Origin of the sequence: Nonomuraea rubra, assembly GCF_014207985.1 — a bacterium.
In the GTDB taxonomy this organism is placed as follows: domain Bacteria; phylum Actinomycetota; class Actinomycetes; order Streptosporangiales; family Streptosporangiaceae; genus Nonomuraea; species Nonomuraea rubra.
In genome coordinates, this window is sequence record NZ_JACHMI010000001.1 from 9,175,032 (window position 1) to 9,199,186 (window position 24,155).

Consider the following 24,155-nt stretch of genomic DNA (forward strand, 5'->3'; position numbering starts at 1 on the left):
GTGGAATGGCCGAGCGTGTATCGTCGAGAACCATGTTCCGCCCCCTGCGTGCCGGCGAGCCGACCCGACTGGGTGACTATCGCATCATCGCAGGTCTCGGCGAGGGCGGGCAGGGAGTCGTCTACCTGGCAGAGGACGCCTCGGGCGAGCGGGTGGCGATCAAGGTGCTGCACGCCAGGCTGGCGGGTGACACCGAGGCGCGGGAGCGGTTCCTGCGCGAGGTCGACGCGGCCATGCGGGTGGCGGCGTTCTGCACGGCCCGCGTGCTGGACGTGGCGGTCGACGGCGACAGGCCGTACATCGTGTCGGAGTTCATCGACGGGCCGTCGCTGGAGGACTCCGTCCGCGAGCACGGGCCCAGGTCAGGAGGCGCGCTCGACCGCGTCGCGGTCAGCACCGCGACCGCGCTGGCGGCCATCCACCGGGCCGGGGTCGTCCACCGTGACCTCAAGCCGTCGAACGTCCTGCTGGGCTCCGACGGCCCCCGCGTGATCGACTTCGGCATCGCGCGGGCGATCGACATGACCCTCACCGGCGGCTCGGTGGGCACCCCGACGTACATGGCGCCCGAGGTGATCGCCGGCGAGCCGGGGCAGCCCGCGTCCGACGTGTTCAGCTGGGCGGTGACCGTGGGTTTCGCCGCGACCGGGCGCCCGTCGTTCGGCCGGGACACGGTGCCCGCGGTGATGTACCGCATCCTCAACGCCCCGCCGGATCTGGACGGCGTGCCCGAGCCGCTGCGTGCCCTGCTCGCCCGCTGCCTGGCCAAGGCGCCGCAGGAACGTCCGACGGCGGCGGAGGCGCTGCACCTTCTCCTCGGCCACGACCGGACCGCGCCCAGACCCGTCACCGGTCCCTCGGCCGCGGCATCCCCTGGCACGGCGGCCCCACCGGCCGGAACTCCGCCGGCCGGAGCCCCGGTGGCCGGAGCACCACCGACCGGAGCGGCACCCGCGTGGGATCCCACCGCCGTGACGCCGGCCGGGCCCCCGCACGCCGGGCCCTCCTACACCGGGCCCACCTATGCCGGGCCCTCGCATGCCGGACCCGCCGGAACGCCACCGCCGGGACCGCCGCCCACGGGCGAGCAGCCGCCCGGCGGCTCCCGCAAGAGATCCAAGCTCGTGGTGGTCGGCGCGGCGGCCTCCGTGGCGGTGCTCGTGAGCGTGATCGTGGTGGCCCTGCGCTGGGGCGACGGCGGCTCCCCCACGGCGTCCGGCCCCTCGGCCACGCCGGCCACGACGACCGCCACCACGCAATCGGCGACCCCCAGCGTCACCGCCCGCCCGTACGGCAGGAGGGTGGCCCGGGCCACGCTCGGCGGCGAGGTCAACACGGTGGCCGTGAGCACCTACGACGGGCAGCGCGCCGTGCTGGCAGGCAGCACCAAGGGCGTGGCCAAGGTGTGGAAGTTCGGCACGCGCGCCGGTGAGCTCGCCACGATCCAGAACTCCGGCGGCGAGGAGACGGGCGCCGCCATCGACGTGGGCGAGGTGGACGGGCAGGCGGCCACGTTCAGGCGGTTACAGAACGGCGGGGTCGTCGTCTCCGGCGCGGCCGGCGACGAGCCGCTCGGGCCCATCTACCAGGGCCACCAGAAGATCGTCTACGCGCTCGCGCCCGCGCAGGTGGCGGGCAAGACGGTGGTGGTCAGCGGCGACGAGGCCGGGAAAATCCATGTATGGGACCCGAAGACGGGCAACGACTCCGGGCCCCAGCCCAAGGCGGCGGGCGGCGACCCGGTGTTCGGGGTCGCGACCGGCACGATGGACGGGCACCCCTTCGCGGTGATCGCGTCGGCCGACGACACCGCGCGGGTGTGGGACCTGGAGACCGGCGCCATGGGCGCGACCTTCCGCGGCCACGGCGACGACGTCTTCACCGTGGCGACCGCCTCGCTGGACGGCGCGCCGGTGGGCATCAGCGGCGGCGCCGACCGCCTGGTCCGCGTCTGGGACCTGCGCAGCGGCCAGGAGATCGCCTCGTTCTCCGGCCACACCGCCGAGGTCGCCGGCCTGGCGGTGGGCAGGGTGAAGGGCCGCGCGGTGGTCGCCTCGGGCGGGTTCGACGGGACGATCCGCGTCTGGGACCTGCGCAGCGGCGAGCAGCTCGGCGACCCGCTGAAGGTTCCGGGCGGGCGCGTCTACTCGGTGGCGGTCGCCGAGGACGCCGGGGAGACCTGGCTGGCCGCCGGCGACCGCGGCGGCACCATCACCGCCTGGAGCCTCGGCCCGGCCTCCCCCTAGGCCATCGGCTCATCCCGCCACCTCGAACAGCGCGTTGAGCTGCTGGTTGAGGCCGGTGAGCGAGGAGGCGGGGGCCTCGCCGAGGAAGAGGGCGTCCAGGGCGGGCCGCATCAGGGCGGTGATGTCGGCCGCGTTCGAGGTCACCGGCAGGGGGAACGTGGTGCCGTTCCTGATGTGGTCGGTGAAGGCCGAGACGTCCAGGTTCCGCTCGGTCCGGTTGTACTGGATGGCCAGCTCGGTGCCCGTGGGCCGGGCCGGGAACACCACGCCGGTCCGGCCGATGATGTTCTGGCACTCCTCCCCCGACAGGAATTTCACCCACTTCGCGGCGTTCTCCGGCTGCTTGGAGAACGTCGTGATGGAGTCGGCCAGGCCGTTGAACATGGAGGCCCGCTTCCCCGTCGGCCCGATCGGGGTCGGCGCCACGCCGATGTCGAGCTTGTTGCCGCTGGCGTCGGTGAGCTTGGTGAACGAGGAGATCGTCCACGAGCCGCTCAGGCCCATCGCGGCGAGGCCGGACTGGATCTGCGTGTCGGCGGTGATCGCGTTGTTGCCGCCGATCGCGGCGAAACTGGCCATGTAGCCCTTCCGGACCAGGCCGAAGTACCAGCTCAGGGTGTCCTGCACGACGGGGTCGTCCAGGTTGAAGCGGGTGCCCCAGGGGTTCTGGTCGGTGGGCTGCCAGCCGGCGCTGCCGGTGAAGGCCGACCACTGCGTCTGTCCCCAGTTGTCGCCGCCGCTGCCGTTCGCGGCCAGCCCGTACGTCTTGACCCGCGTCCTGTCGAAGCCCGGCTCGTCGCCGCGGACGCCGTTCTGGTCGATGGTCAGGCGTGCGATCGTCTTCTCGAAGGTGCCGCCGTCGCGCGGGTTCCAGGTCAGCTCGTCCAGGGTGGCGGGGTCGATGCCGGCGGCCCTGAGCGCGGCGGCGTCGTAGAAGATCGCGATGGTGTCCCAGTCCTTCGGGGCGCCGTAGCGCTTGCCGTCCTTGCCCTTCCACAGCTCGGCCAGGCCCTGCTGGTAGTCGGAGTCCTTGATGTCGCTGGTGGGGCCGAGGTCGTCGAGCGGGCGCAGCACCTGCAGGTCGACGAACTGGGGGAACTTCGCGAGCTGGTCGGTGAAGACGTCCGGGGCGGTGTCGGCGATGAAGCTGGCGGTCAGCTTGGACCAGTAGTCGTCCCAGCCGTACTGGGAGATGTGGATGCGCAGGCCGGGGTTCTGCTGCTGGAAGGCGTCCGCGCACTTCTGGTAGCCGGGCTGCTGGGCGGAGTCCCAGAGCCAGTATTCGATGGTGCCGGTGGCGCCGCCGCTGCCGCCCCCGCCGCAGGCGGTGGTCAGCAGGAGCGCGGTCAGGAGGAGTCGTCTGAGCATCACTTGATCCCGCTGAAGCCGATGGAGTTGACGATGCGGCGCGCGAAGAAGAGGAACAGCAGCAACATCGGCAGCGCCGCCACCAGCGTGGCCGCCATCAGGCCGGCCCAGTCGGGCCCCGCCTGCGGCTTCTGCGACTTGAACACGCCGAGGGCCACGGTGAGCACGCGCGAGTTGTCGGTGTAGCTGACCATGAGCGGCCAGAAGTACTCGTTCCAGGAGGTGATGTAGGTGAGGATCGACAGCGTGGAGATCGGCGCGGCCGAGATCGGCAGGATGAGCCGGAAGAAGATCCGTGTCTTCGAGGCGCCCTCGACCAGCGCGGCCTCCTCGACCTCGCGCGAGATGCCGAGGAAGAACTGGCGCAGGAAGAACACCGCGAACGGCGTCATCAGCATGCTGGGCAGCGCGATGCCGAGCACGGTGTCGATCAGGCCGAGCTCCTTGATGAGCACGAAGTTCGGCAGCAGCGTGAAGATCGCCGGGATCATCAGGCCGCCCAGGAAGACGGCGAAGACCTTCTCGCGGTGCCGCCAGCGCAGCCGGGCGAAGGCGTAGGCGGCCATCGCGGAGAAGAACACCTGCCCGGCGGTGACCATCGTGGCGACCAGCACCGAGTTGAGCAGGTAGCGCCAGAACGCGATCGGCTGCCCCGCGCCGCCCGCGTCGATCGCCTCCTGCCCGGTCTGGAGGCCGAAGACCCGCTCGAAGCCGCCCCACGAGAACTGCACGGGCAGCAGGCTGTCGCCGCCCGCGTAGAGGGCGTTGTTGTCGGACAGCGCGGTACGCAACATCCAGTAGAACGGGAAGAGGCTGGCGAACATCACCAGGATCATGAACGCCCAGGCGAGGGTGCGGCGGACGCCGAACGGCGGTTTCCCGGTCGTGGTCGCCACGTCACCCTCCCGCCAGGTCGGAGGTGCCGGCCCGGGTGAGCCGGTACTGCACGAACGTGATGATCATCAGTACGACGAGCAGCGCCACGGACATCGCCGAGGCGTAACCGAACTGGAAGCGGCTGAACGCGATCTCGTAGATGTAGTACTGGAGCACCCTGGAGGAGTCGACCGGCCCGCCCCTGGTGGTGATCGCCACGGTGTCGAACACCTGGAACGACCCCACCACGCTGATGATCAGCACCACCGCCATGACGGGCCGCAGCAGCGGCAGCGTGATGCTGCGGAACATGCGCAGCTCGCTCGCGCCGTCCATGCGGCCGGCCTCGTACAGGGTCTCCGGGATCGTCTGCAGGCCGGCGAAGATCAGCAGCGCGGTGTAGCCGACGTGCCGCCAGACGTTGATCAGCGCCATGGTCGGGATGACCCAGGCGGAGTCGGCCAGGAAGCCGATCCGGTCCATCCCGATCAGCTCCAGCACCCTGTTGCCGATGCCGAGCTGATAGTCGAGGATCCACAGGAAGACCAGCGCCGCGACGACGTTCGAGACCAGGTACGGCGTCAGCACCATGCCGCGCAGCCACGTCCTGCGTGTCAGCCGCTGCATCATCACCGCGATGACCAGCGCCAGCGCCGTCTGGACGGCGATGTTGACGACCACGTAGTACACGGTCACGCCCAGCGCGTTCCAGAACACCGGGTCCTGGACCATGCGCACGTAGTTGTCGAGCCCGTTCCAGCGGGCGGGGGTGAGCAGGTTGAACCTGGTGAAGCTCAGGTAGATGCCCCGCAGCGTCGGCCAGAGCAGGAAGACCAGGAAGCCGATGAGCGCGGGAAGGATGAACAGGAGCGCCAGCCGCGTGTCGTCTCGCGCTCCCTTGGCGGTGCCGATCGTCGCCGGCCTGGTGGGGGTGGCCATGGTTCCTCCTTCGCCGGTCACCGTAGACCCTGCGGCGGGCGGTTTCTACCCCGTGCTGCGCGTTCGACCGATTCTCCGGACTTACCGTGAGGTGCTAATCGCGCGCGGGTGACCCTGCGGGACGTCGCCGAGCGGGCGCTCGTCTCCCCCACGACCGTGTCCTTCGTCCTGTCGGGCCGCCGCGACATGCGCATCTCCCCCGCCACCGAGGAACGGGTGCTCCAGGCGGCCAGAGCCCTCGGCTACCGCCGCACAGCCCCGGCGATCGGGGTCGTCTCCGACGCCACCGGCCACACCGCCGGCGAGATCCTGCGGGGCTGTGTCGCCGCGGCCGGCGACCACGGGCACGCGGTGCTCGCGGCCCATGGCGCGGACCGCCCTCAGGCGCTGGCGGCGCGGGGTGTGCGCGGGTTCGTTCACGTGAGCACGGCGACGGCGGCGTACGCGGCGCCCCTGGCCCTGCGCGGCCGGCGGCTCGTCACGGTCCGCACCGCCGGCCCGGCACCGCGCACCCCGGCCGTCCTCACCGACGACACCCAGGCCCCGGCCGTCCTCACCGACGGCACCCGGGCCCCGGCGGTTCTCGCCGACGACGCCCAGCCGCCGGCCGTTCTCACCGACGACACTCAGGCGGGCCGGGCCGCGGTGGCCGCGTTGACCGCGGCCGGCCACACCACCGGCATCTGGCTGGCCGGCCAGGCTCTCCCTGGCTCGGGCGCCCGGCGCCTGTCCGGCATCCGTACGGAGCTCCGCTCGGCCGGATCGCGGCTGGCCGGCCACGTACGGTGCGACTGGACACCGGACGAGGCCCGCACGGCGCTGGCCCACCTGTTCGGTACGGGGGTGCGCCCGACGGCCCTGATCGCGATGAACGACCGGGTGGCGATGGGTGCCTACCAGGCGGCCGGCGCGGCCGGGCTGAGCATCCCGCACGACGTGTCCGTGATCTCCTTCGGCGACTCCGACCTCGCCCGGTGGCTGCATCCCGGGTTGTCGAGCGTGGACCTGGCGTACTTCGGCGCCGGGCGGCTGGCGGTGGAGTTGCTGCTGGCCGAGAGGGTACGGGCCGGGGCGCACCGGCTGCCGGCGGAACTGCGCGCCAGGCAGTCGGTGGGGCCACCGTCCCGCTGATGCCGTCAGGTGCACCAGGACCCATCGCATGGACGGTGCCGGCCCTGGGCGTGGCGGGCTGTTACCAAGATGCAAGCAAAATTGCAGATCTGCATCATTGTCCGTCGTGCGCACCCCGGGGGGATAATAAAAGCGTGAATAGCGCACCCCCCGAAAAGGGCAAATGGTTCGAACACGCACTGGAATGGGAATCCGATCCGGAGCATGGCGAACGGCCCGCGCGTTGCATGATCACCCAAATAGCCGAAACCGTGAGCTCAGCGCTCCCCCAGGTGTGTTACCGGCGCGTGGACGACCCCGGCGGGTATCGCCCGAGCTCCATTGATATCGACCTTTTCCCCCATATCTTGCATCGCTGGCTCACCCCCGAAGAATGCGAGCTGGCACAAAAGCAGGCCCGATTCCTCAAGAACGGCTTCCTCACCTCAGATCTCATGTGACGAGGCGTCAGCAGGACGCCGCATACACGAGCCGGCCTGGACGAGCGTCAGGCCGGCTTCAGCGCGTCCGGCACCCGGCCCTCCGGGGGGTCGATGACGCGCCGCATGCCCGGAAGATCGGCTTTCACTCTGAGTGAAAAGGAGGTGACATTTCGCAGCACTTGCCGCAATGTTGGGAGTCGTCGATGAGTTTCGTCAGCGGTGCCGGTCAGTCTGTGTATGACAACGACTTCGTATGAGACCGCAGGCCGCGAGGCCGGCCATGACCGCATAGTGTCCGACAGCCCCGATCGAGGTGCCGTGTCCCGCTCACAGCTCGACTCCACCACCGACCCCGAGGCCGCCGCCACAGGTCGTACCCCGCCCGTGATCCGGTTGCTGGTGCTGGCCACGTTCGTGGTCATCCTCAACGAGACGATCATGATCAACGCGATCCCGCGGCTGATGACGGCGCTGCACATCACGGAGCAGACCGCGCAGTGGCTCTCGACCGCGTTCATGCTGACCATGGCCGCCGTGATCCCGATCACCGGCTGGTTCCTGCAGCGGGTCTCCACCCGCAGCGCGTACGTCACCGCCATGGGCCTGTTCCTGCTCGGCACGGCCCTGGCCATCGTGGCGCCCACGTTCGAGGTGCTGCTCGGCGCCCGCATCGTCCAGGCGTCCGGCACGGCCGTGATGATGCCGCTGCTGATGACCACGCTGATGCAGGTGGTGCCCGAGTCCGACCGGGGCCGGGTGATGGGCAACGTCACCCTGGCCATCTCGGTCGCGCCCGCGATGGGGCCGACGGTCTCCGGGGTGATCCTGCAGTTCGGGACGTGGCGCCTGCTGTTCGCCGTGGTGCTGCCCATCGCCGCGCTGATCGCCTGGGGCGGCCTGCGGCGGCTCAAGAATGTCGGGGAGCCGCGCACCGGCACCATCGACTGGTTCAGCGTGGTGACCGCGGCGGCCGGGTTCGGCGGCCTGGTGTACGGGCTGAGCAGGTTCGAGGGCGGCGACGTACGGATGGCCGCGGCGATCGTGGCGGCCGGCGTGGTCACCATCGCGGTCTTCGTGGTGCGGCAGCTGTCGTTGCAGAAGCGCGGCGTGCCGCTGCTGGACCTGCGCACCCTGCGCCACCGCACCTACACGGTCGCGCTGATCATGATGTCGGTGGCGTTCATGTCGATGCTCGGCTCGATGATCCTGCTGCCGCTGTACCTGCAGAACGTGCGCCAGCTCAGCGCGCTGGAGACCGGGCTGCTGGTGATGCCGGGCGGCCTGGCGATGGGGCTGCTCGGCCCGAGCGTCGGCCGGCTGTTCGACAAGTTCGGCGGGCGGGTGCTGGTCGTCCCCGGCGCGGTCGGGATCATGCTCGCGCTGGCCGGCTTCACCCAGGTCTCGATGACGACGCCGTTCTGGCAGCTTCTCGGGATGCACGCGCTGCTGATGGTGAGCCTGGCCGCGACGTTCACCCCGGTGTTCACTCTCGGGCTCGGGGCGGTGCCGCCGCGGCTCTACTCCCACGGCAGCTCGATCCTGAGCACGTTGCAGCAGGTGTCGGCGGCCTTCGGCACCGCGCTGGTGGTGACCGTGATGAGCGCGCGGGCCGACGCGCTGAAGTCCTCGGGCGTCACCGAGGCGCTCGCCAGCCTCGGCGGCATGCGGCTGGCCTTCGTCATCGGCGCGGTGCTGTCCGTGGCCGTGGTGGTCACCGCCCTGCTGCTGCCGGCCAGGGCGGACCACTCCGCCGAGGCGGAAGGCTAGCGAGGCGGTAGTCGCGCGGGGACACGCCTGCGATCCGCTTGAACGCGTTGCTCAGCGCGCTCACCGAGCCGTATCCCACGTCGTTCGCGATCGCCGCCACCGTCTCGTCGCCGCGGCGCAGGCGGTCGGCGGCCAGCTCGATCCGCCAGCCGGTCAGGTACTCCAGCGGCCCCCGCCCGACGACCTGCTTGAACCGGGCGGCCAGCGTCGAGCGGGACACCGCCGCCACGCCGGCCAGCTCGGCGACCGTCCAGGCGTGGGCGGGCCTGGCGTGCATGGCACGCAGGGCAGGGGCCACGACCGGGTCGGCGAGCCCCGCCAGCCAGCCGGACGTCCCGCCGGAACCGGCGGTCATCAGGTGCAGGCGCAGCAGGTGGATCAGCATGACCAGGGCGAGGTGCTCGGTGACCAGGGTGGCGGCGAGCGGGCGCTCGCGCAGCTCGGCGTCGATCAGGTCGAGCGCCCAGCGTACGGTCGCGGCCTCGGGAGTGCCGCCGGGCACGTGGATCACCGGCGGCAGCACGTCCAGCAGCAGCTCCCGGGCGCGCTCGCCGAAGCCGAACCGGCCGCCGACGAAGACCACGTCCTCGCCCTCCCCCGCGCGGGCCACGCCGCCGGTGGCGGCGGCGAAGACGGGGCCGGCCGGGAGCGGGCGCACCCCCGGCTCGCTGGCCAGGGTGAAGGCGCGCGGCTGGACGAGCAGGAAGCAGTCGCCCTCGGCCAGCGGGATCGGCTCCGGCACGCCGTCCACGGTGAGCAGGCAGCGGCCGCGGCGTACCGCGTTGAACTTGATCCCCTCAGGGGGATCGAACGACAGCGCCCACCGGCCACCGGCGACCAGCCCGACCGACAGGCGGCTGGTCGTGCCGATGAGCGTGAGGACGTCTTCGAGGGGGTCGGCTTGCTGGACGTTCACGCAACCATGGTGGACTCACGAGTATTCCAAGTCCAAATCGGGGTCCCTACGGTGGTGGTAATGACGCGCATCACCACTCCCTTCAACGCCAAGACCACCGCTGCCGAGATCCTCGCCGGGGTCGATCTGACCGGGCGCAGGATCATCGTGACCGGCGGCACCTCCGGGATCGGCCTGGAGACCGTACGGGCCCTGCGAGGAGCCGGGGCCGAGGTCACGGTCGCCAGCCGGAACCCGGCCGGCGACGGGCGGGCACTGGACCTGAGCGATCCGGGGTCGGTGCGCTCGTTCGTGGCCGGGTGGAGCGGGCCGGTGCACGCGATCGTGGCGAACGCCGGGATCATGGCCCTGCCTGACCGCCAGGTCGCCGCCAACGGCTGGGAGCTGCAACTGGCGACGAACTTCCTCGGGCACTTCGCGCTGATCACCGGGCTGCACGACAACCTGCGGCAGGCCGGGGACGCGCGGGTGGTCACGGTCAGCTCGGGGGCCCAGCTACGGGAGCCGTTCGACTTCGACGACCCGCACTTCGAGCGCCGCCCGTACGACCCGTGGGTGGCCTACGCGCAGTCGAAGACCGCCGACGTGCTGCTCGCGGTCGGCATCGCCCGCCGCTGGGCCGGCGACGGCATCGCCGCCAACGCCTTCGAGCCCGGCTACGTGCACACCGGCCTGCAGCGCCACCTCGACGACGGCACCAAGCGGGCGATGGGCATCCTGGACGACGAGGGGAACCTGCTGACCCCCGGCTACTTCACCACCCCGGAACAGGGCGCGGCCACCGCGGTGCTGCTCGCCGCCTCCCCCCTGATGGACGGGGTGACCGGCCGCTACTTCACGCACGACAACCAGGAGGCCGAGGTGGTGCCCGGCGGCCCCGACGTGATGACCGGCGTCGCCGCCTGGTCGGTGGACCCGGCCGCCGCCGACCGCCTCTGGGACTACGCCCGGGAGGCTGGCCTAGAGTAATGTTCGGTGATTGTGGGAGCTGAGAACAGCGGGCCGGTCGAGTACCGGCAGAACCGGTTCCGTACGCCGCCAGGGGCCACCGAGATCCTGCTGGTCAGGCACGGCGAGTCCGAGCCTGCCCGCGCCGACCGGCCGTTCCCCCTGGTCGACGGCCAGGGCGACCCCGGGCTCGCGCCCGAGGGGCACGAGCAGGCGGAGCGGGTGGGGCTGCGGCTGGCCGCCGAGCGCGTCGACGCGATCTACGTCAGCTCGCTGCGGCGTACGTCCCAGACGGCCGCGCCGCTCGCCGCCCGGCTGGGCCTGACGCCGGTGACGGACCCCGAGCTGCGCGAGGTGCACCTCGGCGAGTGGGAGGGCGGGCTGTTCCGGCGCATGGTCGCCGAGGGGCACCCCGTCGCCAAGCGCATGGCCGCCGAGGAGCGCTGGGACGTGATCCCGGGCGCCGAGCCGGCCGAGGCGTTCGCCGAGCGGGTGCGCAAGGTGCTCGGCAGGCTCGCCGCCGCCCACCCCGACCAGCGGGTCGTCGTGGTCACCCACGCCGGGGTGATCGCCGAGGCGCTGGCCGCGGCCACCGGGTCGCGGCCGTTCGCGTTCCTCGGCGCCGACAACGCGTCGATGTCACACCTGGTGCTGGCCGAGGCCCGGTGGATCCTGCGCCGCTTCAACGACACCGCGCACCTCGACGGGGCCTTCTCCACCACGGCCGCGCTGCCCACCTGACGACTCGATCAGCAGGCGGTGCGGCTCCAGCAGGCCGTCGGGGAGGTCGCCGGGGGCGCACCAGCGGGCCTCCAGGATCTCCAGCGGGTTCAGCCGCATGGTGCCGCCGCCGGCGTACTCGGCCGCGTACGCGATCTCGATCCTGAGCTTGAACCCGCTCCTGAGGTGCACCAGCTCCCCCACGCTCACCTCCAGGCCGGTCTCCTCGCGCACCTCGCGGACGACCGTCTGCTCGAACGTCTCCCCGCGCTTGGCCCCGCCCGTCGGCAGCCCCCACTGCCGGTGCTCGGGCCAGAAGCGGTGCCGCAGCAGCAGCACGTTGCCGTCGCGGTCGCGGACGACGCCCGTGACGCCGACCATGAACTTGGCCTGGGACAGGTAGAGCAGCCGCCACTGCATCGACCCGCGGATGCCGAGCCACAGCCGGGCGAGCAGCCTCTTCACCGGTGTCCTCCGCCGCTCACGCCGCCCACGCCTCCTTGCCGGTGGTGACCGGGCCGCCGGTCCTGGCCGACTCCCCGATGGCGAGGCTGATCAGGTGGTCCTGGCAGGCCTCGGCCAGCGGGTACGGCGCCGGGCCCTCCTGCCGGGCCCAGGCGCCCGTACGCTCCAGGATGTCGGCGACCGCGATGTCGTCGTCGGACAGGCCCGCGCCGTCGAACGGGTTGCGGTAGACCACGCGGCCGTCGAAGCTGATGTGCTTGAGGTCGCGGAACTCCAGGCTGAGGTCCACGCCGGTGTCGCGCCGCACCAGGTGCGACTCCACCGGCGTCACCGGGTCGAGCAGCCGGACCACCCTGTCGTCGACCAGCTCGCCGGTCGAGCCGCGGACCACGATGCGGCGCATCCGCAACGGGTTCCACCACTGGTTGTCGGTGAAGTCGTACAGGCCCATCCGGCCGCCGAAGTCGAGGGTGGCGAGGGTGGTGGTGCGCCGCTGCGGCGTGCCGTCGCCCGTCCAGCCGCCGGGCCCCAGCGGGTCGGCGAGCGGCGCCTCGAACGCGCCCGCGCGCACCTCGGCGGCCTCGAACCCGACGCCCAGCAGGCCGCGGATCATGGACACGGCGTGGTAGAGGTGGGTCGAGGAGACCTGGACGGAGGTCGGCTCGCCGATCACGCCCGCGCGCACGAGTGCCAGCCGGGCCGCGTGCCCCGGCATCAGCAGGTACTGCTCCGCCACCTGCACCAGGCCGGTGGCGCCGACGTCGCGCCACAGCTCGCGCAGCCCGGCCAGGTCCGGCGCGGGCGGCGTCTCCGCCAGGACCGGCGTCCCGTGCTCGACCACCGCGCGGATCGCGCCCGGCATCGCGGGCCACGGCACCGCGGCGGTGACGTAGTCGGGCCGCTCGTGCCGCAGCAGCTCGCCGACCGACCGGAAGGCCGGAACGCCCCACTCCGCGGTGATCTGACTGCCCCGCTCCTCGCCGCGGGTCACGACGCCGCTGACCCGCAGCCGGTCGGGCATCGCCGCGGCCAGCCGCAGGAAGAACCGGGTCCGCCGCCCGCTGCCGATCGCGCCGAACGTCGTGGTCATCAGGGCCAGACCTCCTAGGGGAGCCGGAACGCTTCGGCAGCAGCGTACTCGGACGCCGCGGGGGTCGCGGGAGCGCGTCAGCGGGCCAGGCGGCCCAGCAGCGCCGAGGCGGCCGTGATGCCGGCGGCCGCGGCCACGATCAGCACCGCGAAGTCGAGCGGCAGGTGCGAGGGGATGCCCAGCAGCAGCCCGCGCAGCGCGTCCACCTCGTAGGTGAGCGGGTTGATCGCGCTGACGGCCTGCAGCCAGCCCGGCATGGCCGACGTCGGGTAGAGCGCGTTCGAGGCGAAGAACAGCGGCATCGTGATGGCCTGGCCGATGCCGAGCAGGCGGTCGCGGGTGCGTACGATGCCGGCGATCGTCACCGACAGGCAGGAGAAGAACGCCGAGCCGAGCAGCACCGCCACCAGCACCCCCAGCAGGTGCAGCGGGTTGAGGTCCAGGGCCACGCCCAGCAGCGCGGCGATGAGCACCACCACCACGGCCTGCACGATCGCCTTCACCCCCGCCGCGAACGCCTTGCCCGCCACCAGGGCGGCCCGCGGGGTCGGCGTGACCAGGAGCTTGGTCAGGACGCCCGAGTCGCGCTCCCAGATGATGTGGATGCCGTAGAAGATGGCGATGAACATCGTGGACTGGGCGATGATCCCCGGCGCCAGGTAGTCGCGGTACGGGATGCCGCCCGTCGGGATCACGTTGATGCGGGTGAACGTCTCACCGAAGATCAGCAGCCACAGCGCGGGCTGGATGGCGCGGGTGTACAGCTCGGTACGGTCGTGGCGCAGCTTCTGCAGCTCCACCACGCACATCGCGGCGACCCTGGCCGGGATCAGCCGCCACGCGGGCCGGGAGCGCGGCGGGACGAGCAGCAGCCCGAGCCCCGCGGGAGCCGGGCCGCTAGCCGACGCGGGCTGCGGTGTTGCGGGTGCGGCGGACATCGCGGAACTCCCCCCTGTCGAGATCGTCCAGGCTGCCGCCGGCGACGTCGCGGAAGACGTCCTCCAGCGTCGGGGACGTGCCGTCGCCGAGGCGGGCGCGCAGGTCGTCGGTGAGGCGGCGCGGCGTGCCGAGCGCGCGCACCCGCCCCTGGTGCATGAGCGCCACCCGGTCGCAGTACTGGTCGGCCTCGTCCATGTAGTGCGTGGTGACCAGGACGGTCATCCCGCTGGCGGCGCGGATCGCCATGATGTGGTCCCACACGCCGGTGCGGGCGATGGGGTCGAGCCCGATCGTGGGCTCGTCGAGTATCAGCAGGCGCGGCGCGCTGACCAGCGCCTGAGCCAGCTCCAGGCGGCGTACCATGCCGCCGGAGTACGTGCCCGCCATCCGGTCGGCGGCCTCGGAGAGCCCGACGGCCTCCAGCGCCTGGGCGACCCGGTCGGCGCGCTCGCGGCGGGGCACGTCGAAGACGCGGGCGAAGAGCGAGACGTTCTCGCGGCCGGTCAGGCTGCTGTCGGCGGACAACTGCTGGGGAACGTAGCCGAGCAGCCTGCGCACCGCCATCCGGTCGGTGGTCACGTCGTGCCCGAAGACCCGCACCATGCCGGGCGGGACGGGCAGCAGGGTGGTCACGCAGCGGATCGCGGTGGTCTTGCCCGCGCCGTTGGGGCCGAGCAGCCCGAACACCTCCCCGGCCGCCACCGTCAGGTCGAGCCCGTCCACAGCGGTCGCCCGGCCGAACGCGTACCGCAGCCCCGTCACCGTGACCGCCTCCTCGCGCGGCTCGTCACCGTTCGCCGCCACCCTGTGCGGCTGGTCACCGTTCGCCGCCGCCGTGTGCGGCTGGTCACCGTTCGCCGCGACCTCGCGCGGCTCCTCGTCGTCGCTCATTCCGCCGTCACCTCCTCTCGCAGGCTGTCGGCCAGCCTTCGCAGTGCCGGGAGCGCGGCGGCCAGGGCGGCCCTGTCGTCCTCGCCGAGCAGCTCCAGGTGCTCGCGGACGATCGCCGCCCGCCGCTCCTGCCACGCCCGCAGCCGCGCCTCGGCCTCGGGAGTGGGCAGCAGCCGGACCGAGCGGCGGTCGTCGCTACGGGTCTCGCGGCGCATCAGGCCGGCGGCCGTGAGCTGGTTGACCAGCGTGGACACCGAGTTGCCCGCCAGGTAGAGCTCCTTGGCCGCGGCCGAGACGCTGATGCCCGGGTTCGACTCGACCAGCCTCAGCAGCTCGGCCTGCGCGCCCCGCAGCGGCGGCACGGCCATCTGCCGGCGCACCCTGCGCCGGATCAGCCGGTTCAGCCCGCCGATGACGGCGGCAAAAGCGTCGGGCAGGTCTTCCGCACTCATATCCGAAATGTTAGCTCTGCTTAGGAGGTATTGGGAAGTGCCCAGGTCAGCCCGGATATACCCGAACCAAAGCCGTACACGCATGGGGTCCGGGCAAGCATGCGGGGCGCCGCAGGCGGCGCAGCACGGGCGGCGCAGGAGCGCGAGCGGCGCAGGAGCGCGAGCGGCCGGAGGGAGTGGCCGGGCAGCGTCGTACGGCGCGGTGCGGGCGGCGCGGTGCGGGCGGCGCGGTGCGGGCGGCGCGGTGCGGGCGGCGCGGTGCGGGCGGCGCGGTGCGGGCGGCGCGGTGAGACGGTGGGCAGGCGCGTAGGCGGGATGCGGCAGCCGGCAGAAGGCCGGCCGGGCAGCGAGGCCGGGGTCGGCCCGGGCAGGTGGCGTGGCGGTGCGGTGGGGCAGCGGGCGGCGCGGTGGGTGGGTGGGTGGGTGGGTGGTGGGTTAGGCGTCCGGGGTGTCGGCGTAGATGCGGAGGCGGAGTTCGCGGGCCTTGGTCATGTGCTCGCGCGCCAGCCCATAAGCCCGATCCGCATCCCGCCCCCCGATGGCGTCGATGATCTCCGCGTGCTCGGCGATCGCCTCGTCCCACCGCCCGGGCGCCGACAGGGTGGTCTGCGGGTAGCGGGTGAGGTGGTTGTTGAGCCGGGTGAGGAGGTCGACGATGGTCCCGTTGTGGCTGGCCGCCCAGATCGCCTCGTGGACGGCACGGTTGGCCTCGGCCATGGCCGCCGGGTCCGAGGACGCGGTGGCGATCATGGACTTGTGGACGCGGGCGAGGCGGACGAGGTCGAAGTCGCTGCGGCGCTGGGCGGCGCCGGCGGCGGCGGTGGCCTCGAGCGCGATGCGCGCCTCGTAGATCTCCAGGATCTCCTCGGGGCTGCGGGTGCGCACCCGCATGCCGCGGTCCGCGCGTTCGACCAGGCCGTCCTGCTGGAGCCGGCGCAGTGCCTCGCGTACGGGGGTGCGGCTGGTGCCGTAGCGCTCGGCGAGCGTGAGCTCGACGAGGGACGCGCCCGGGGCCAGCGTGCCGTCGACGATCTCGGCTCTCAGGCGGTCGTAGACCTCGGACAGGGTGTCCTCCTCACCTCGCAGCCGTACCGGAGCTGAAGCATACCGTTGTATGCAGTCACTTGGGCTCCCCGCCCGCGCGCGCCAGCGTGCTGCGCCGCCTGCGTACGACCGGCAGCAGCACCGGCACGAGCAGCGACAGCGCCGCCGCGATCCAGAGCACGATCGTGATCGGCCCGGAGACCAGGATGGACGGGTTGCCCTCCGAAAGGATGAGCGCCCGGCGCAGCTGCTGCTCGGCGATCGGCCCGAGGATCAGCCCGACCACGGCGGGCGCCGGCGGGATGCCCGCCTCCCGCATGAGCAGCCCGAGCAGGCCGAGCGCGCACAGGACGACGAGGTCCGCGGCGGTGCCGCCGGCCGCGTACGCGCCGAGGGCGGAGAACATGAGCACCGCGGCGTAGATCAGGTGGGGAGGGATGGTGAGCAGCCTGGCCCAGACCTTCGCCAGCGGGAGGTTGAGCAGCAGCAGCATCACGTTGCCGACGTACAGGCTGGCGATCAGGGTCCACACCAGCGGCCCCGACTCCTCGAACAGCGCGGGCCCCGGCTGCAGCCCGTACGACTGGAACGCGGTGAGGATCACCGCGGCGGTGGCCGAGGTGGGCAGCCCGATCGTCAGCAGCGGCACGAGCACGCCGGCCGCGGCGGCGTTGTTGGCCGCCTCGGGCCCGGCGACCCCTTCGATGGCGCCCCGGCCGAACTCCTGGCGGTGCCGCGACAGCCGCTTCTCCACGGTGTAGCTGAGGAACGTGGGGATCTCGGCGCCGCCGGCGGGCAGGCTGCCGATGGGGAAGCCGAGCGCGGTGCCGCGCAGCCAGGCGGGCCAGGAGCGGCGCAGGTCGGAGCGGGAGAGCGTGGCGCGTTCGCGCAGCGGCTGCACGGTGGAGCGGCCGATGCCGGTCATGACGCGGGCGAACGTCTCGCCGAGCGCGAACAGGGCGACCACGACGATCACCACGTCGATGCCGTCGAGCAGCGACTCCATCCCGAACACCAGCCTGGGCTGCCCGGTCTGGGAGTCGATGCCGATCAGGCCGATGGTGATGCCGACGAGGAGGCCGGCCAGGCCCTTGAGCAGGTTCGGGCCGAGGAGGGCGCTGACGGTGGTGAAGGCGACCGCCATCAGGGCGACGTACTCGGGCGGGCCGAAGCCGGTGGCGAACCCGGCGACGGCGGGCGCCAGGAAGGTCAGGGCGACGGTGCCGATCGTGCCGGCCACGAAGCTGCCGATCGCCGCCGTGGCCAGTGCCGCGGCAGCGCGGCCTGCCCGGGCCATCTTGTTGCCCTCGATGGCCGCGATGATGGAGGCGCTCTCGCCAGGGGTGTTGAGCAGGATCGAGGTGGTGGATCCGCCGTACATGCCGCCGTAGTAGATGCCGGCGAAGAGGATGAGCGCGGCGGAGGCCTCCAGCCTGAACGTGATCGGCAGCAGCAGCGCCACGGTGAGGGCGGGGCCGATGCCGGGCAGCACGCCGACCGCCGTGCCGATCGTCACTCCGATCAGCGCCCACAGCAGGTGCATCGGGGTCAGCGCGCCGGCGAAGCCCTCCAGGAGGAGCATGATCTGCTCCATGTCAGAACCCCCAGGGTCCGGTGGGCAGGGTGAGCCCGATGAGGCGGTCGAAGGTCAGGAAGGCCAGGGCCGCCAGCGCCCATCCGCCGGCGTAGAGCCGCCAGCCGTGCGGCGCGCCGAGCAGCAGGGCCGTGACGACGAAGAGGGCGGCCGAGGCGGCCACGTACCCGATGAACGGGAGCACCGCGGCGAAGGCCACGAGCGCGGCGGCCAGCCCGCCCACCCGCAGCGCGGCGTGGCTGCGCAGCGGGTGCCCGCGGACGGCCGAGCGCAGGTCGCGCAGGGAACGCCACATCAGCCAGAACCCGGTGAGCGCGAGCAGCACGCCGAGCGCGAACGGCATCACGGCGGGGCCCATCGCGCTGCCGTCGCCGGGCAGGCGGCGCGCGTCCACGATCATCACCGGCCCGGCCACGACCATGAGGCCGCCGAAGATCGCCGAGCTGAGCGCGGTCCTCCTGTCGCAGGACAGGTCCGGCTCCGGCTCGGCGGCCGCTGTGGCCTGCTCGTTCATCCCGGTGGTCATGATCGCCCCAATCCGATCTCCTTGAGAATCTGCGCCACCCGGCTCTGCTCCGACTTGACGAACTCCTCGAACTCCGGGCCTGCCAGGGTGGCGTCGCCCCAGCCCCGGTCGGCGAGCGCCTGACGCCACTCGTCGGTCCGGGTCATGTCGAGCAGCAGCTGCTCCAGCGCGCGTTCCTGCTCGGGCGTGATGCCCTTCGGCGCGACCACGCCGCGCCAGTTCTGCAGCTCCACGTCGAGCCCCGACTCGCGCAGGGTGGGCACGTCGGGCAGCGCGGGCAGCCGGTCCGGGCTGGACACCGCGAGTGCCCGCACCTGCCCGGCCTTGATCTGCGGCATGACCTCCGACACCCCGGAGATGCCGAGGGTCGAGCGGCCGGAGAGCAGGGTGGTGAGCGCCTCGCCGCCGCCGGAGTGGGCGACGTAGCTGACCTTCGCCGGGTCGGCGCCGACGGCCTTGGCCATCAGCCCGGCGAGGATCTGCTCGACGCCGCCGGCCGAGCCGCCGGAGATCGACACGGCCGGCAGGTCGGCGCGCATGGCCTCGGCCGCCGCCTTCATGTCCTTGAGCGGGGAGTTCGCGGCGACCACGACGACCTGGTAGTCGGTGGTGAGCCGGGCCAGCGGCACGGTCTCGGCGAGCGAGTGCGGCGAGTCGTTGGTCTCCACCGCGCCGATCATGATGAGGCCGGTCGTCATGAGCTGGCTGGGGTCACCGTTCAGCCGGACGAACTGGCTGAGGCCGATCGTGCCGCCCGCTCCCGCGACGTTGTACACCTCGCTGCGGCCGGCCAGGTCGCGCAGGGCGGCCTGCATCTCCCGCGAGGTCTGGTCCCAGCCGCCGCCGGGCGCTGCGGGCGCCATGATGCGTAGTTGCCTGCCGTCGAGCGCGCGGGCCACCGCGGAGCCGGCCCGCTGGTCGTCCGCCGGTGCCGTGACGATGAGCGCACCGGTCGCGAGCAGCGCGACCACGAGCGGGGCCCACCGCCTGATCGCTGTCATCAAGCTCTTCACCGCTCCCCGGATCCCGTTGTCAGAATTTATGGTGTACGACTGTATACACTCACATGCAATTGAGAACAAGACTTTGGAGGACACGATGCAACCCGACGAGTTCGACGTGGTGGTGGTCGGCGGGGGCAACGCCGGGTTCAGTGCCGCGCACGCCGCCGCGGAGCGCGGGCGCCGCGTTCTCCTGCTGGAGAAGGGCCCCGAGGAGGGGGCGGGCGGCAACAGCTACTACACCGCAGGAGCGTTCCGCGTCGTGCACGACGGGCTCGGCGGCCTCGCCGGCCTGCTCGACCCCGACGACCGGCACGCCGGCACCGTGCTGCCCGCGTACCCGGCGGCGGAGTTCGCGGCGGACATGGCCAAGGTCACCGGTGGTCGCAACGACAAGGCGCTCACCGAGGTGCTGATCGCCGAGAGCGCCCGGACGCTGCGCTGGCTGCACGGCAAGGGGTTGCGCTTCCGCCTGATGTACGAGCGGCAGGCGTACCCGGGCGGCGACGGGCGGCAGATCTTCTGGGGCGGGCTGGCCGTCGGCAGCACCGGCGGTGGCAAGGGCCTGATCGAACAGCACACGCGGGCGGCACGGCAGGCCGGGGTGGAGCTCCGCTACGGCGTGCGAGCCCGCGAGCTGACGCTCGACGGCGGCCGCGTGACCGGTGTGACCTGGGAGGACGCGGAGGGCCGCGGCGGCGTGGTGCGCGCGGAGTCGGTGGTGCTCGCGGCCGGCGGGTTCGAGGCCGACGCCGGGATGCGCCGCGAGCACCTCGGGGAGGGCTGGCAGCGGGCGAAGGTGCGGGGCACGCCGTACAACACCGGTGACATGCTGGCGGCGGCGATCGCCGCCGGCGCGGGGACGCACGGCGACTGGGGCACCTGCCACAGCGTCGCCTGGGACGCCTGGCACGCGGAGAACGAGAGCAACCGCGAGCTCACCAACCGGCTCACGCGCGGCGGCTACCCGCTGGGCATCGTGGTCAACGCCGACGGGCGGCGCTTCCTCGACGAGGGCGCCGACTTCCGCAACCTCACCTACGCCAAGTACGGCGCGCGCATCCTCGCCCAGCCGGGCGGCGTGGCCTTCCAGCTCTTCGACGCCACCACGCGGCCCAAGCTGCGGGTCGAGGAGTACGACATGCCGGGCGCGTCCGTCGTGACAGGGCAGACGATCGAGGAGATGGCCGCGGGCATGGGCGTGGACGCGGCGGCGCTGCGTGGGACGGTCGAGGAGTTCAACGCCTCGATCGACCGGTCGGTGCCGCTCGACCTGTCCGTGCTGGACGGGCGCGCGGCCGCCACGACGCCGCCGAAGTCGAACTGGGCCATCCCGCTGGAGGTGCCGCCGTTCTACGCGTTCCCGGTGACATGCGGCATCACGTTCACCTTCGGCGGGCTGCACGCCGACACCCACGGCCGGGTGCTCGACGGCGGCGGCGACCCCATCCCCGGGCTGCTGGTCTGCGGCGAGATGCTCGGCGGCCTGTTCAGCGGCAACTACCCGGGCGGCACGGGCCTCACCTCAGGGGCCGTCTTCGGCCGCCGCGCCGGCTCGCTGGCCTGATCCGGAGGCATCAGAGTCACCCTCAGGTGGCCTCCCCGGGCGGTCCAGGCCGGCCGCGAGGGCGGCGATGGCCTGGTCGATCTCCTCGCGCAGGACGGCCATGGGCGGCGCCTCCTCGGAGTCGCCGGCGTGCTCCAGCCACCGGCCCAGCACCACGCGCAGCGCCGTGAGCGCCGTCGCCGCGCACAGCGCCGGATAGATCCCGGCCGGGGCGGGACTGAGGCGCCCGGTGATGGCGTCGGCGAGCGCCTTCTCCTGGGCGGCCAGCACGGCCAGCTCGTGAGGCCGCAGCGACGGCGTCCTGCGGATGAGCCGGCTCGCCCTGATGTAGTCGTGGCCGGCCGCGTGGTCCCGGTCGACGACGGTGAGCACCGCCTCGCGCAGCGCCCGCAGCACCGACTCGCCGGCGGGCCTGGCGCGGAACTCGGCGATGACCGCCTCCGCCCCGGCCGCGGCGGCCGCCACCACCGCCTCCTCCTTGCTGGAGAAGTAGTTGAAGAACGTGCGCAGCGCGATGTCGGCCTCGGAGGCGATCTGCTCGACGGTGACGTGCTCCACGCCGTGTCGCAGCGCCAGCCGCAGGGCCGCCTCGCGCAGGGCGGCCCTGGTCGCCTGCTTCTTGCGCTCCCGGCGCCCGGTCACGGGAACGGGCTCGTTCAGGCCCACGTGACCGGCAGGGAGTGCACGCCGAAGATGAGCATCTCGTTGCGCAGCGGCACCTGGTCGGCGCGCACGGCAAGGCGCAGGCCCGGCATCCGGGTGATCAGCTCGGTCAGGCCCACCTTCATCTCCGCCCGGGCGAGCTGCTGGCCCAGGCACTGGTGGATGCCGTGGCCGAAGGCCAGGTGCGAGGTGCGGGGCCGGTGCACGTCCAGGCGGTCGGGGTCGTCCCAGTGACGGGGGTCGCGGTTGACCTCGGGCGTAGCGATGATCACCGTGGCGCCCGCCGGGATCTTCACCCCGGCGATCACGACGTCCTCGACGGCCACCCGGCTGACGCCCAGCTGGATGATGGACAGGTATCTCAGCAGCTCCTCGATCGCGTTGTCCATCAGCGCCGGGTCGGCGCGCAGCGCGGCGAGCTGGTCGGGGTGCTCCAGCAGCGCGAAGGTGCCCAGGCCGAGCATGTTGGCGGTGGTCTCGTGGCCGGCGCCGAGCAGCACCAGGGCCATGTCCGTGAGCTGGGCGTCGGTCAGCGGCGGGTCGGCGTCGTGGACGAGGCCCGACAGGATGTCGTCGCCCGGGTTCTCCCGCTTGGCCGCCACCAGGCCCTGGATGAAGCCGTACAGCTCGAGGCCGGCCCGCATCCGCTCGTCGTCGGGGGTGGTGGAGTTCAGCGCGATGGCGGTGCGCTCCTGGAACTCGGCCCGGTCGGCGTAGTCGACGCCGAGCAGCTCGCAGATGGCCAGCGAGGGGATCGGCAGCGCGTACGCGGGCACGAGGTCGGCCTCGGTGCCGTCGGCCCGCATGGCCTCGATGTGCTCCACGGCGATCTCGCGCAGCCGTGACTCCAGCGCGCGCATCCGCCGGACGGTGAACTGGCCGGTCAGCAGCCGCCGCAGGCGCGTGTGCTCGGGCGGGTCCATGAAGACGAACATCCCGTCGGCGCGGCTGTCCACCTTCGGCGCGACGGCGGTGCCGCCCTCGCCGCTTCCTGAGGCGGCGGCGAGCTGCTCGACCTCGTGCGGCTGCAGTTTGGTGACGTCGGGGTACCGCACCCGGTCGGCGCTGAAGCGGGGGTCGGCCAGGACGGCGCGGGCCTCGTGCAGGCCGGTGACCATCCAGGTGGGGGCGCCGTTGAGGAGCTGGAGCGGCTGGACCGCTCCCTGGCCGCGCCGCTGCCGTACGCCGGGCGGCGGGTCGAACGGGCAGCCGCCCCGGTCCACCAGGTCCGCCGGCAACATGCGGCGGATCCCCGTCGGGGACTCCGTCACGCGCCGGCCGTCGGTCTGCTCGTCGGAAATCGCCATCACCACGTCCTCGTCTCGATCGTCGCCGCCACTCTACACACGAAACGTGCACGACGCGCATCAATGCATGTCGTGCACGTTTGTCCGATGAAGTCGCGGTCCTCTACAGCTTGTAGAGTGAGCGCGATACCGGGTGAAAGGGTGGATCGTGCTGCATTGGTTCCGGGCTGTGGCGGTGGCCGAGGCGTGCTCGTGGGCGGGCCTGCTCGTCGGGATGTTCTTCAAGTACGTGACCGAGACCGGCGAGCTCGGCGTGAAGATCTTCGGCCCGATCCACGGGGCGCTGTTCGTCCTGTACGTGGCCGGGGTGCTGCTGTCGGCCCGGGAGGCGGGCTGGAGCCGGGGCGCGGTGGTGCTCGGGCTGGCCTGCGCGGTGCCGCCGTTCACGTCGCTGTGGTTCGAGCGGCGGATGGCGGCGCGCACGGCGGCCGGGCAGCTCGCCTGACCTGATCAGAGGGCCGGGAGCGGTGTCCCGGTCAGCTCGGCGCAGGCCGCGAGCAGGCCGTCCTGGAGGTCCGGGGAGTGGACCGCGGGATGCGTGTCGGCCTGGGCCTTGTGGTAGAGGTACGCGCCGCTCACCGTGGCGGCCGGCTCGCCGCTCACGGCCAGCCAGGCCTGGGTCAGGTGCGCCTGGCCCAGGTCGTCGGGCGCGCCGGGCCCGCCCATCTTCGTCGGGACCCACCCGGGCGTGACCGCGTTCGAGAGCACCTGCGGCCAGTGCCGGGCGACCGCGAAGGCCAGCAGCACGTCGTGCAGCTTGGAGTCCGCGTACGCCTGCGCCGGGACCCAGGCCCGCTTCTCCCACTGCAGGTCGGACAGGTCGGGGTCGCCGCTGCGGTGCATGCCCGAGCTGAGGTACACCAGCCGCCGCGGCGGCGTGACCAGCGCGGTCAGCAGGTACGGGGCCAGCACGTTGATCGCGAACACGTGGCTGAGCCCGTCGGCCGTCGTGATCTTGTGGTGCTCGCGGTACCCGACGGCCGCGTTGTGGATCACCGCGTCGAACGGCCCCGACTCGTTCGCCTGCCGCGCCACCGAGCGCATCTCCTCGATGCTGGACAGGTCACCGGTCAGCACCCCGGCGGCACCCGGGGCGGCGGCTCCGGCGTCGGCCGCCCGCCGCGCGTTCCTGGCGTGCAGCACGACCTCGTGCCCCTCGCCGATGAGCAGCTGGGCGGCCATCAGGCCGAGCCCGTCGGCGGATCCGGTGATCAGGACGCGTGACATGGGTCTCCTCGTTCGGGCAGCGTGAACATCGCAACGGCATCCTTCCCGTAGCAGGC

The 24,155-nt window shown here is 72.5% G+C and carries 24 protein-coding genes and 1 pseudogene; 8 read left to right on the top strand and 17 right to left on the bottom strand.

Going from position 1 to position 24,155, the window contains the following annotated elements:
- The first annotated feature begins 32 nt into the window (after positions 1-32).
- Positions 33-2,246, top strand: coding sequence for a serine/threonine-protein kinase (locus tag HD593_RS41895; protein ID WP_185108000.1), 2,214 nt, complete (start codon positions 33-35; stop codon positions 2,244-2,246).
- 9 nt (positions 2,247-2,255) lie between these two features.
- On the opposite strand, the gene HD593_RS41900 is transcribed toward HD593_RS41895, so the two are convergent.
- From HD593_RS41900 to HD593_RS41910, 3 genes are read right to left on the bottom strand one after another with little or no spacing between them, the layout of a single operon-like run.
- Positions 2,256-3,614, bottom strand: coding sequence for an ABC transporter substrate-binding protein (locus tag HD593_RS41900; protein WP_185108002.1), 1,359 nt, complete (start codon positions 3,612-3,614; stop codon positions 2,256-2,258).
- Positions 3,614-4,510: a carbohydrate ABC transporter permease gene (locus tag HD593_RS62510; RefSeq protein ID WP_221525255.1), complete on the bottom strand. Its 897-nt coding sequence runs from the start codon at positions 4,508-4,510 to the stop codon at positions 3,614-3,616. The genes HD593_RS41900 and HD593_RS62510 overlap by 1 nt, the downstream gene beginning before the upstream one ends.
- Position 4,511: 1 nt before the next feature.
- Positions 4,512-5,429, bottom strand: a complete 918-nt coding sequence (locus HD593_RS41910) for a carbohydrate ABC transporter permease (protein ID WP_185108003.1) — start codon at positions 5,427-5,429, stop codon at positions 4,512-4,514.
- Positions 5,430-5,537: 108 nt separating this feature from the next.
- On the opposite strand from HD593_RS41910, the gene HD593_RS41915 reads away from it, so the two are divergent.
- From HD593_RS41915 to HD593_RS41925, 3 genes are all read left to right on the top strand, one after another.
- Positions 5,538-6,560, top strand: a complete 1,023-nt coding sequence (locus tag HD593_RS41915; RefSeq protein WP_185108005.1) for a LacI family DNA-binding transcriptional regulator — start codon at positions 5,538-5,540, stop codon at positions 6,558-6,560.
- A 134-nt stretch (positions 6,561-6,694) separates the two neighbouring features.
- A complete protein-coding gene (locus HD593_RS41920) occupies positions 6,695-7,000 on the top strand; it encodes a hypothetical protein (RefSeq protein WP_185108007.1) in 306 nt (101 codons plus the stop codon).
- A 300-nt stretch (positions 7,001-7,300) separates the two neighbouring features.
- The gene (locus tag HD593_RS41925; RefSeq protein WP_312904098.1) at positions 7,301-8,749 is read left to right on the top strand and encodes an MDR family MFS transporter; all 1,449 of its coding nucleotides are present in this window, start codon (positions 7,301-7,303) and stop codon (positions 8,747-8,749) included.
- Here the strand turns inward: HD593_RS41925 and HD593_RS64735 are convergent.
- Positions 8,694-9,665, bottom strand: coding sequence for an AraC family transcriptional regulator (locus tag HD593_RS64735; RefSeq protein ID WP_185108010.1), 972 nt, complete (start codon positions 9,663-9,665; stop codon positions 8,694-8,696). The two genes, HD593_RS41925 and HD593_RS64735, sit on opposite strands and share 56 nt — an antisense overlap.
- Before the next feature lie 60 nt (positions 9,666-9,725).
- Here HD593_RS64735 and HD593_RS41935 point away from each other — a divergent pair, with 60 nt between their 5' ends.
- Both HD593_RS41935 and HD593_RS41940 read left to right on the top strand, forming a co-directional pair.
- Positions 9,726-10,634 carry an SDR family NAD(P)-dependent oxidoreductase gene (locus tag HD593_RS41935; protein ID WP_185108011.1) on the top strand — a complete coding sequence of 303 codons (909 nt, stop codon included), beginning with the start codon at positions 9,726-9,728 and terminating at the stop codon, positions 10,632-10,634.
- Positions 10,635-10,640: 6 nt separating this feature from the next.
- Positions 10,641-11,354 (top strand): histidine phosphatase family protein, encoded by a 714-nt coding sequence (locus tag HD593_RS41940; protein ID WP_312904100.1) that lies wholly within the window; start codon positions 10,641-10,643, stop codon positions 11,352-11,354.
- Here HD593_RS41940 and HD593_RS41945 read toward each other — a convergent pair.
- The 10 genes and pseudogenes from HD593_RS41945 to HD593_RS41985 all read right to left on the bottom strand — a co-directional run bounded on the left by HD593_RS41945 (position 11,253) and on the right by HD593_RS41985 (position 19,335).
- The gene (locus tag HD593_RS41945; protein ID WP_312904102.1) at positions 11,253-11,798 is read right to left on the bottom strand and encodes an NUDIX hydrolase; all 546 of its coding nucleotides are present in this window, start codon (positions 11,796-11,798) and stop codon (positions 11,253-11,255) included. The genes HD593_RS41940 and HD593_RS41945 overlap by 102 nt on opposite strands.
- Before the next feature lie 16 nt (positions 11,799-11,814).
- Entirely contained in the window at positions 11,815-12,888 is a 1,074-nt protein-coding gene (locus HD593_RS41950) for a Gfo/Idh/MocA family protein (protein WP_185108012.1), read from the bottom strand.
- Between the two features lie 77 nt (positions 12,889-12,965).
- The gene (locus HD593_RS41955; RefSeq protein ID WP_185108013.1) at positions 12,966-13,826 is read right to left on the bottom strand and encodes an ABC transporter permease; all 861 of its coding nucleotides are present in this window, start codon (positions 13,824-13,826) and stop codon (positions 12,966-12,968) included.
- Positions 13,786-14,718, bottom strand: a complete 933-nt coding sequence (locus HD593_RS41960; RefSeq protein ID WP_185108014.1) for an ABC transporter ATP-binding protein — start codon at positions 14,716-14,718, stop codon at positions 13,786-13,788. Before HD593_RS41960 ends, HD593_RS41955 begins: the two co-directional genes overlap by 41 nt.
- Positions 14,715-15,170 carry a MarR family winged helix-turn-helix transcriptional regulator gene (locus HD593_RS41965; protein ID WP_185108015.1) on the bottom strand — a complete coding sequence of 152 codons (456 nt, stop codon included), beginning with the start codon at positions 15,168-15,170 and terminating at the stop codon, positions 14,715-14,717. Before HD593_RS41965 ends, HD593_RS41960 begins: the two co-directional genes overlap by 4 nt.
- A gap of 435 nt (positions 15,171-15,605) precedes the next feature.
- Entirely contained in the window at positions 15,606-16,061 is a 456-nt protein-coding gene (locus HD593_RS41970) for a GntR family transcriptional regulator (RefSeq protein WP_221525256.1), read from the bottom strand.
- Positions 16,062-16,076: 15 nt separating this feature from the next.
- Positions 16,077-16,286, bottom strand: a pseudogene (locus HD593_RS65400) (GntR family transcriptional regulator); the annotation flags it as partial.
- Positions 16,287-16,290: 4 nt separating this feature from the next.
- Positions 16,291-17,808, bottom strand: coding sequence for a tripartite tricarboxylate transporter permease (locus tag HD593_RS41975; protein WP_185108016.1), 1,518 nt, complete (start codon positions 17,806-17,808; stop codon positions 16,291-16,293).
- 1 nt (position 17,809) lies between these two features.
- Positions 17,810-18,334 (bottom strand): tripartite tricarboxylate transporter TctB family protein, encoded by a 525-nt coding sequence (locus HD593_RS41980; protein WP_185108017.1) that lies wholly within the window; start codon positions 18,332-18,334, stop codon positions 17,810-17,812.
- The gene (locus HD593_RS41985; protein WP_185108018.1) at positions 18,331-19,335 is read right to left on the bottom strand and encodes a Bug family tripartite tricarboxylate transporter substrate binding protein; all 1,005 of its coding nucleotides are present in this window, start codon (positions 19,333-19,335) and stop codon (positions 18,331-18,333) included. Before HD593_RS41985 ends, HD593_RS41980 begins: the two co-directional genes overlap by 4 nt.
- Positions 19,336-19,432: 97 nt before the next feature.
- Between HD593_RS41985 and tcuA the strand changes: the two genes are divergently transcribed.
- Positions 19,433-20,902 (top strand): FAD-dependent tricarballylate dehydrogenase TcuA, encoded by a 1,470-nt coding sequence (tcuA, locus tag HD593_RS41990; RefSeq protein ID WP_185108020.1) that lies wholly within the window; start codon positions 19,433-19,435, stop codon positions 20,900-20,902.
- Here the strand turns inward: tcuA and HD593_RS41995 are convergent.
- Together HD593_RS41995 and HD593_RS42000 are read right to left on the bottom strand one after the other, a co-directional pair.
- Positions 20,861-21,544 (bottom strand): TetR/AcrR family transcriptional regulator, encoded by a 684-nt coding sequence (locus tag HD593_RS41995; RefSeq protein WP_185108022.1) that lies wholly within the window; start codon positions 21,542-21,544, stop codon positions 20,861-20,863. The genes tcuA and HD593_RS41995 overlap by 42 nt on opposite strands.
- 14 nt (positions 21,545-21,558) lie before the next feature.
- The gene (locus tag HD593_RS42000) at positions 21,559-22,872 is read right to left on the bottom strand and encodes a cytochrome P450 (protein WP_246547008.1); all 1,314 of its coding nucleotides are present in this window, start codon (positions 22,870-22,872) and stop codon (positions 21,559-21,561) included.
- Positions 22,873-23,020: 148 nt separating this feature from the next.
- On the opposite strand from HD593_RS42000, the gene HD593_RS42005 reads away from it, so the two are divergent.
- On the top strand, positions 23,021-23,317 hold the full coding sequence (locus tag HD593_RS42005) for a DUF3817 domain-containing protein (protein ID WP_312904105.1): 297 nt from the start codon (positions 23,021-23,023) through the stop codon (positions 23,315-23,317).
- Between the two features lie 5 nt (positions 23,318-23,322).
- Here the strand turns inward: HD593_RS42005 and HD593_RS42010 are convergent, their stop codons facing one another.
- Positions 23,323-24,099, bottom strand: coding sequence for an SDR family NAD(P)-dependent oxidoreductase (locus tag HD593_RS42010; protein ID WP_185108024.1), 777 nt, complete (start codon positions 24,097-24,099; stop codon positions 23,323-23,325).
- Positions 24,100-24,155 lie beyond the last annotated feature (56 nt).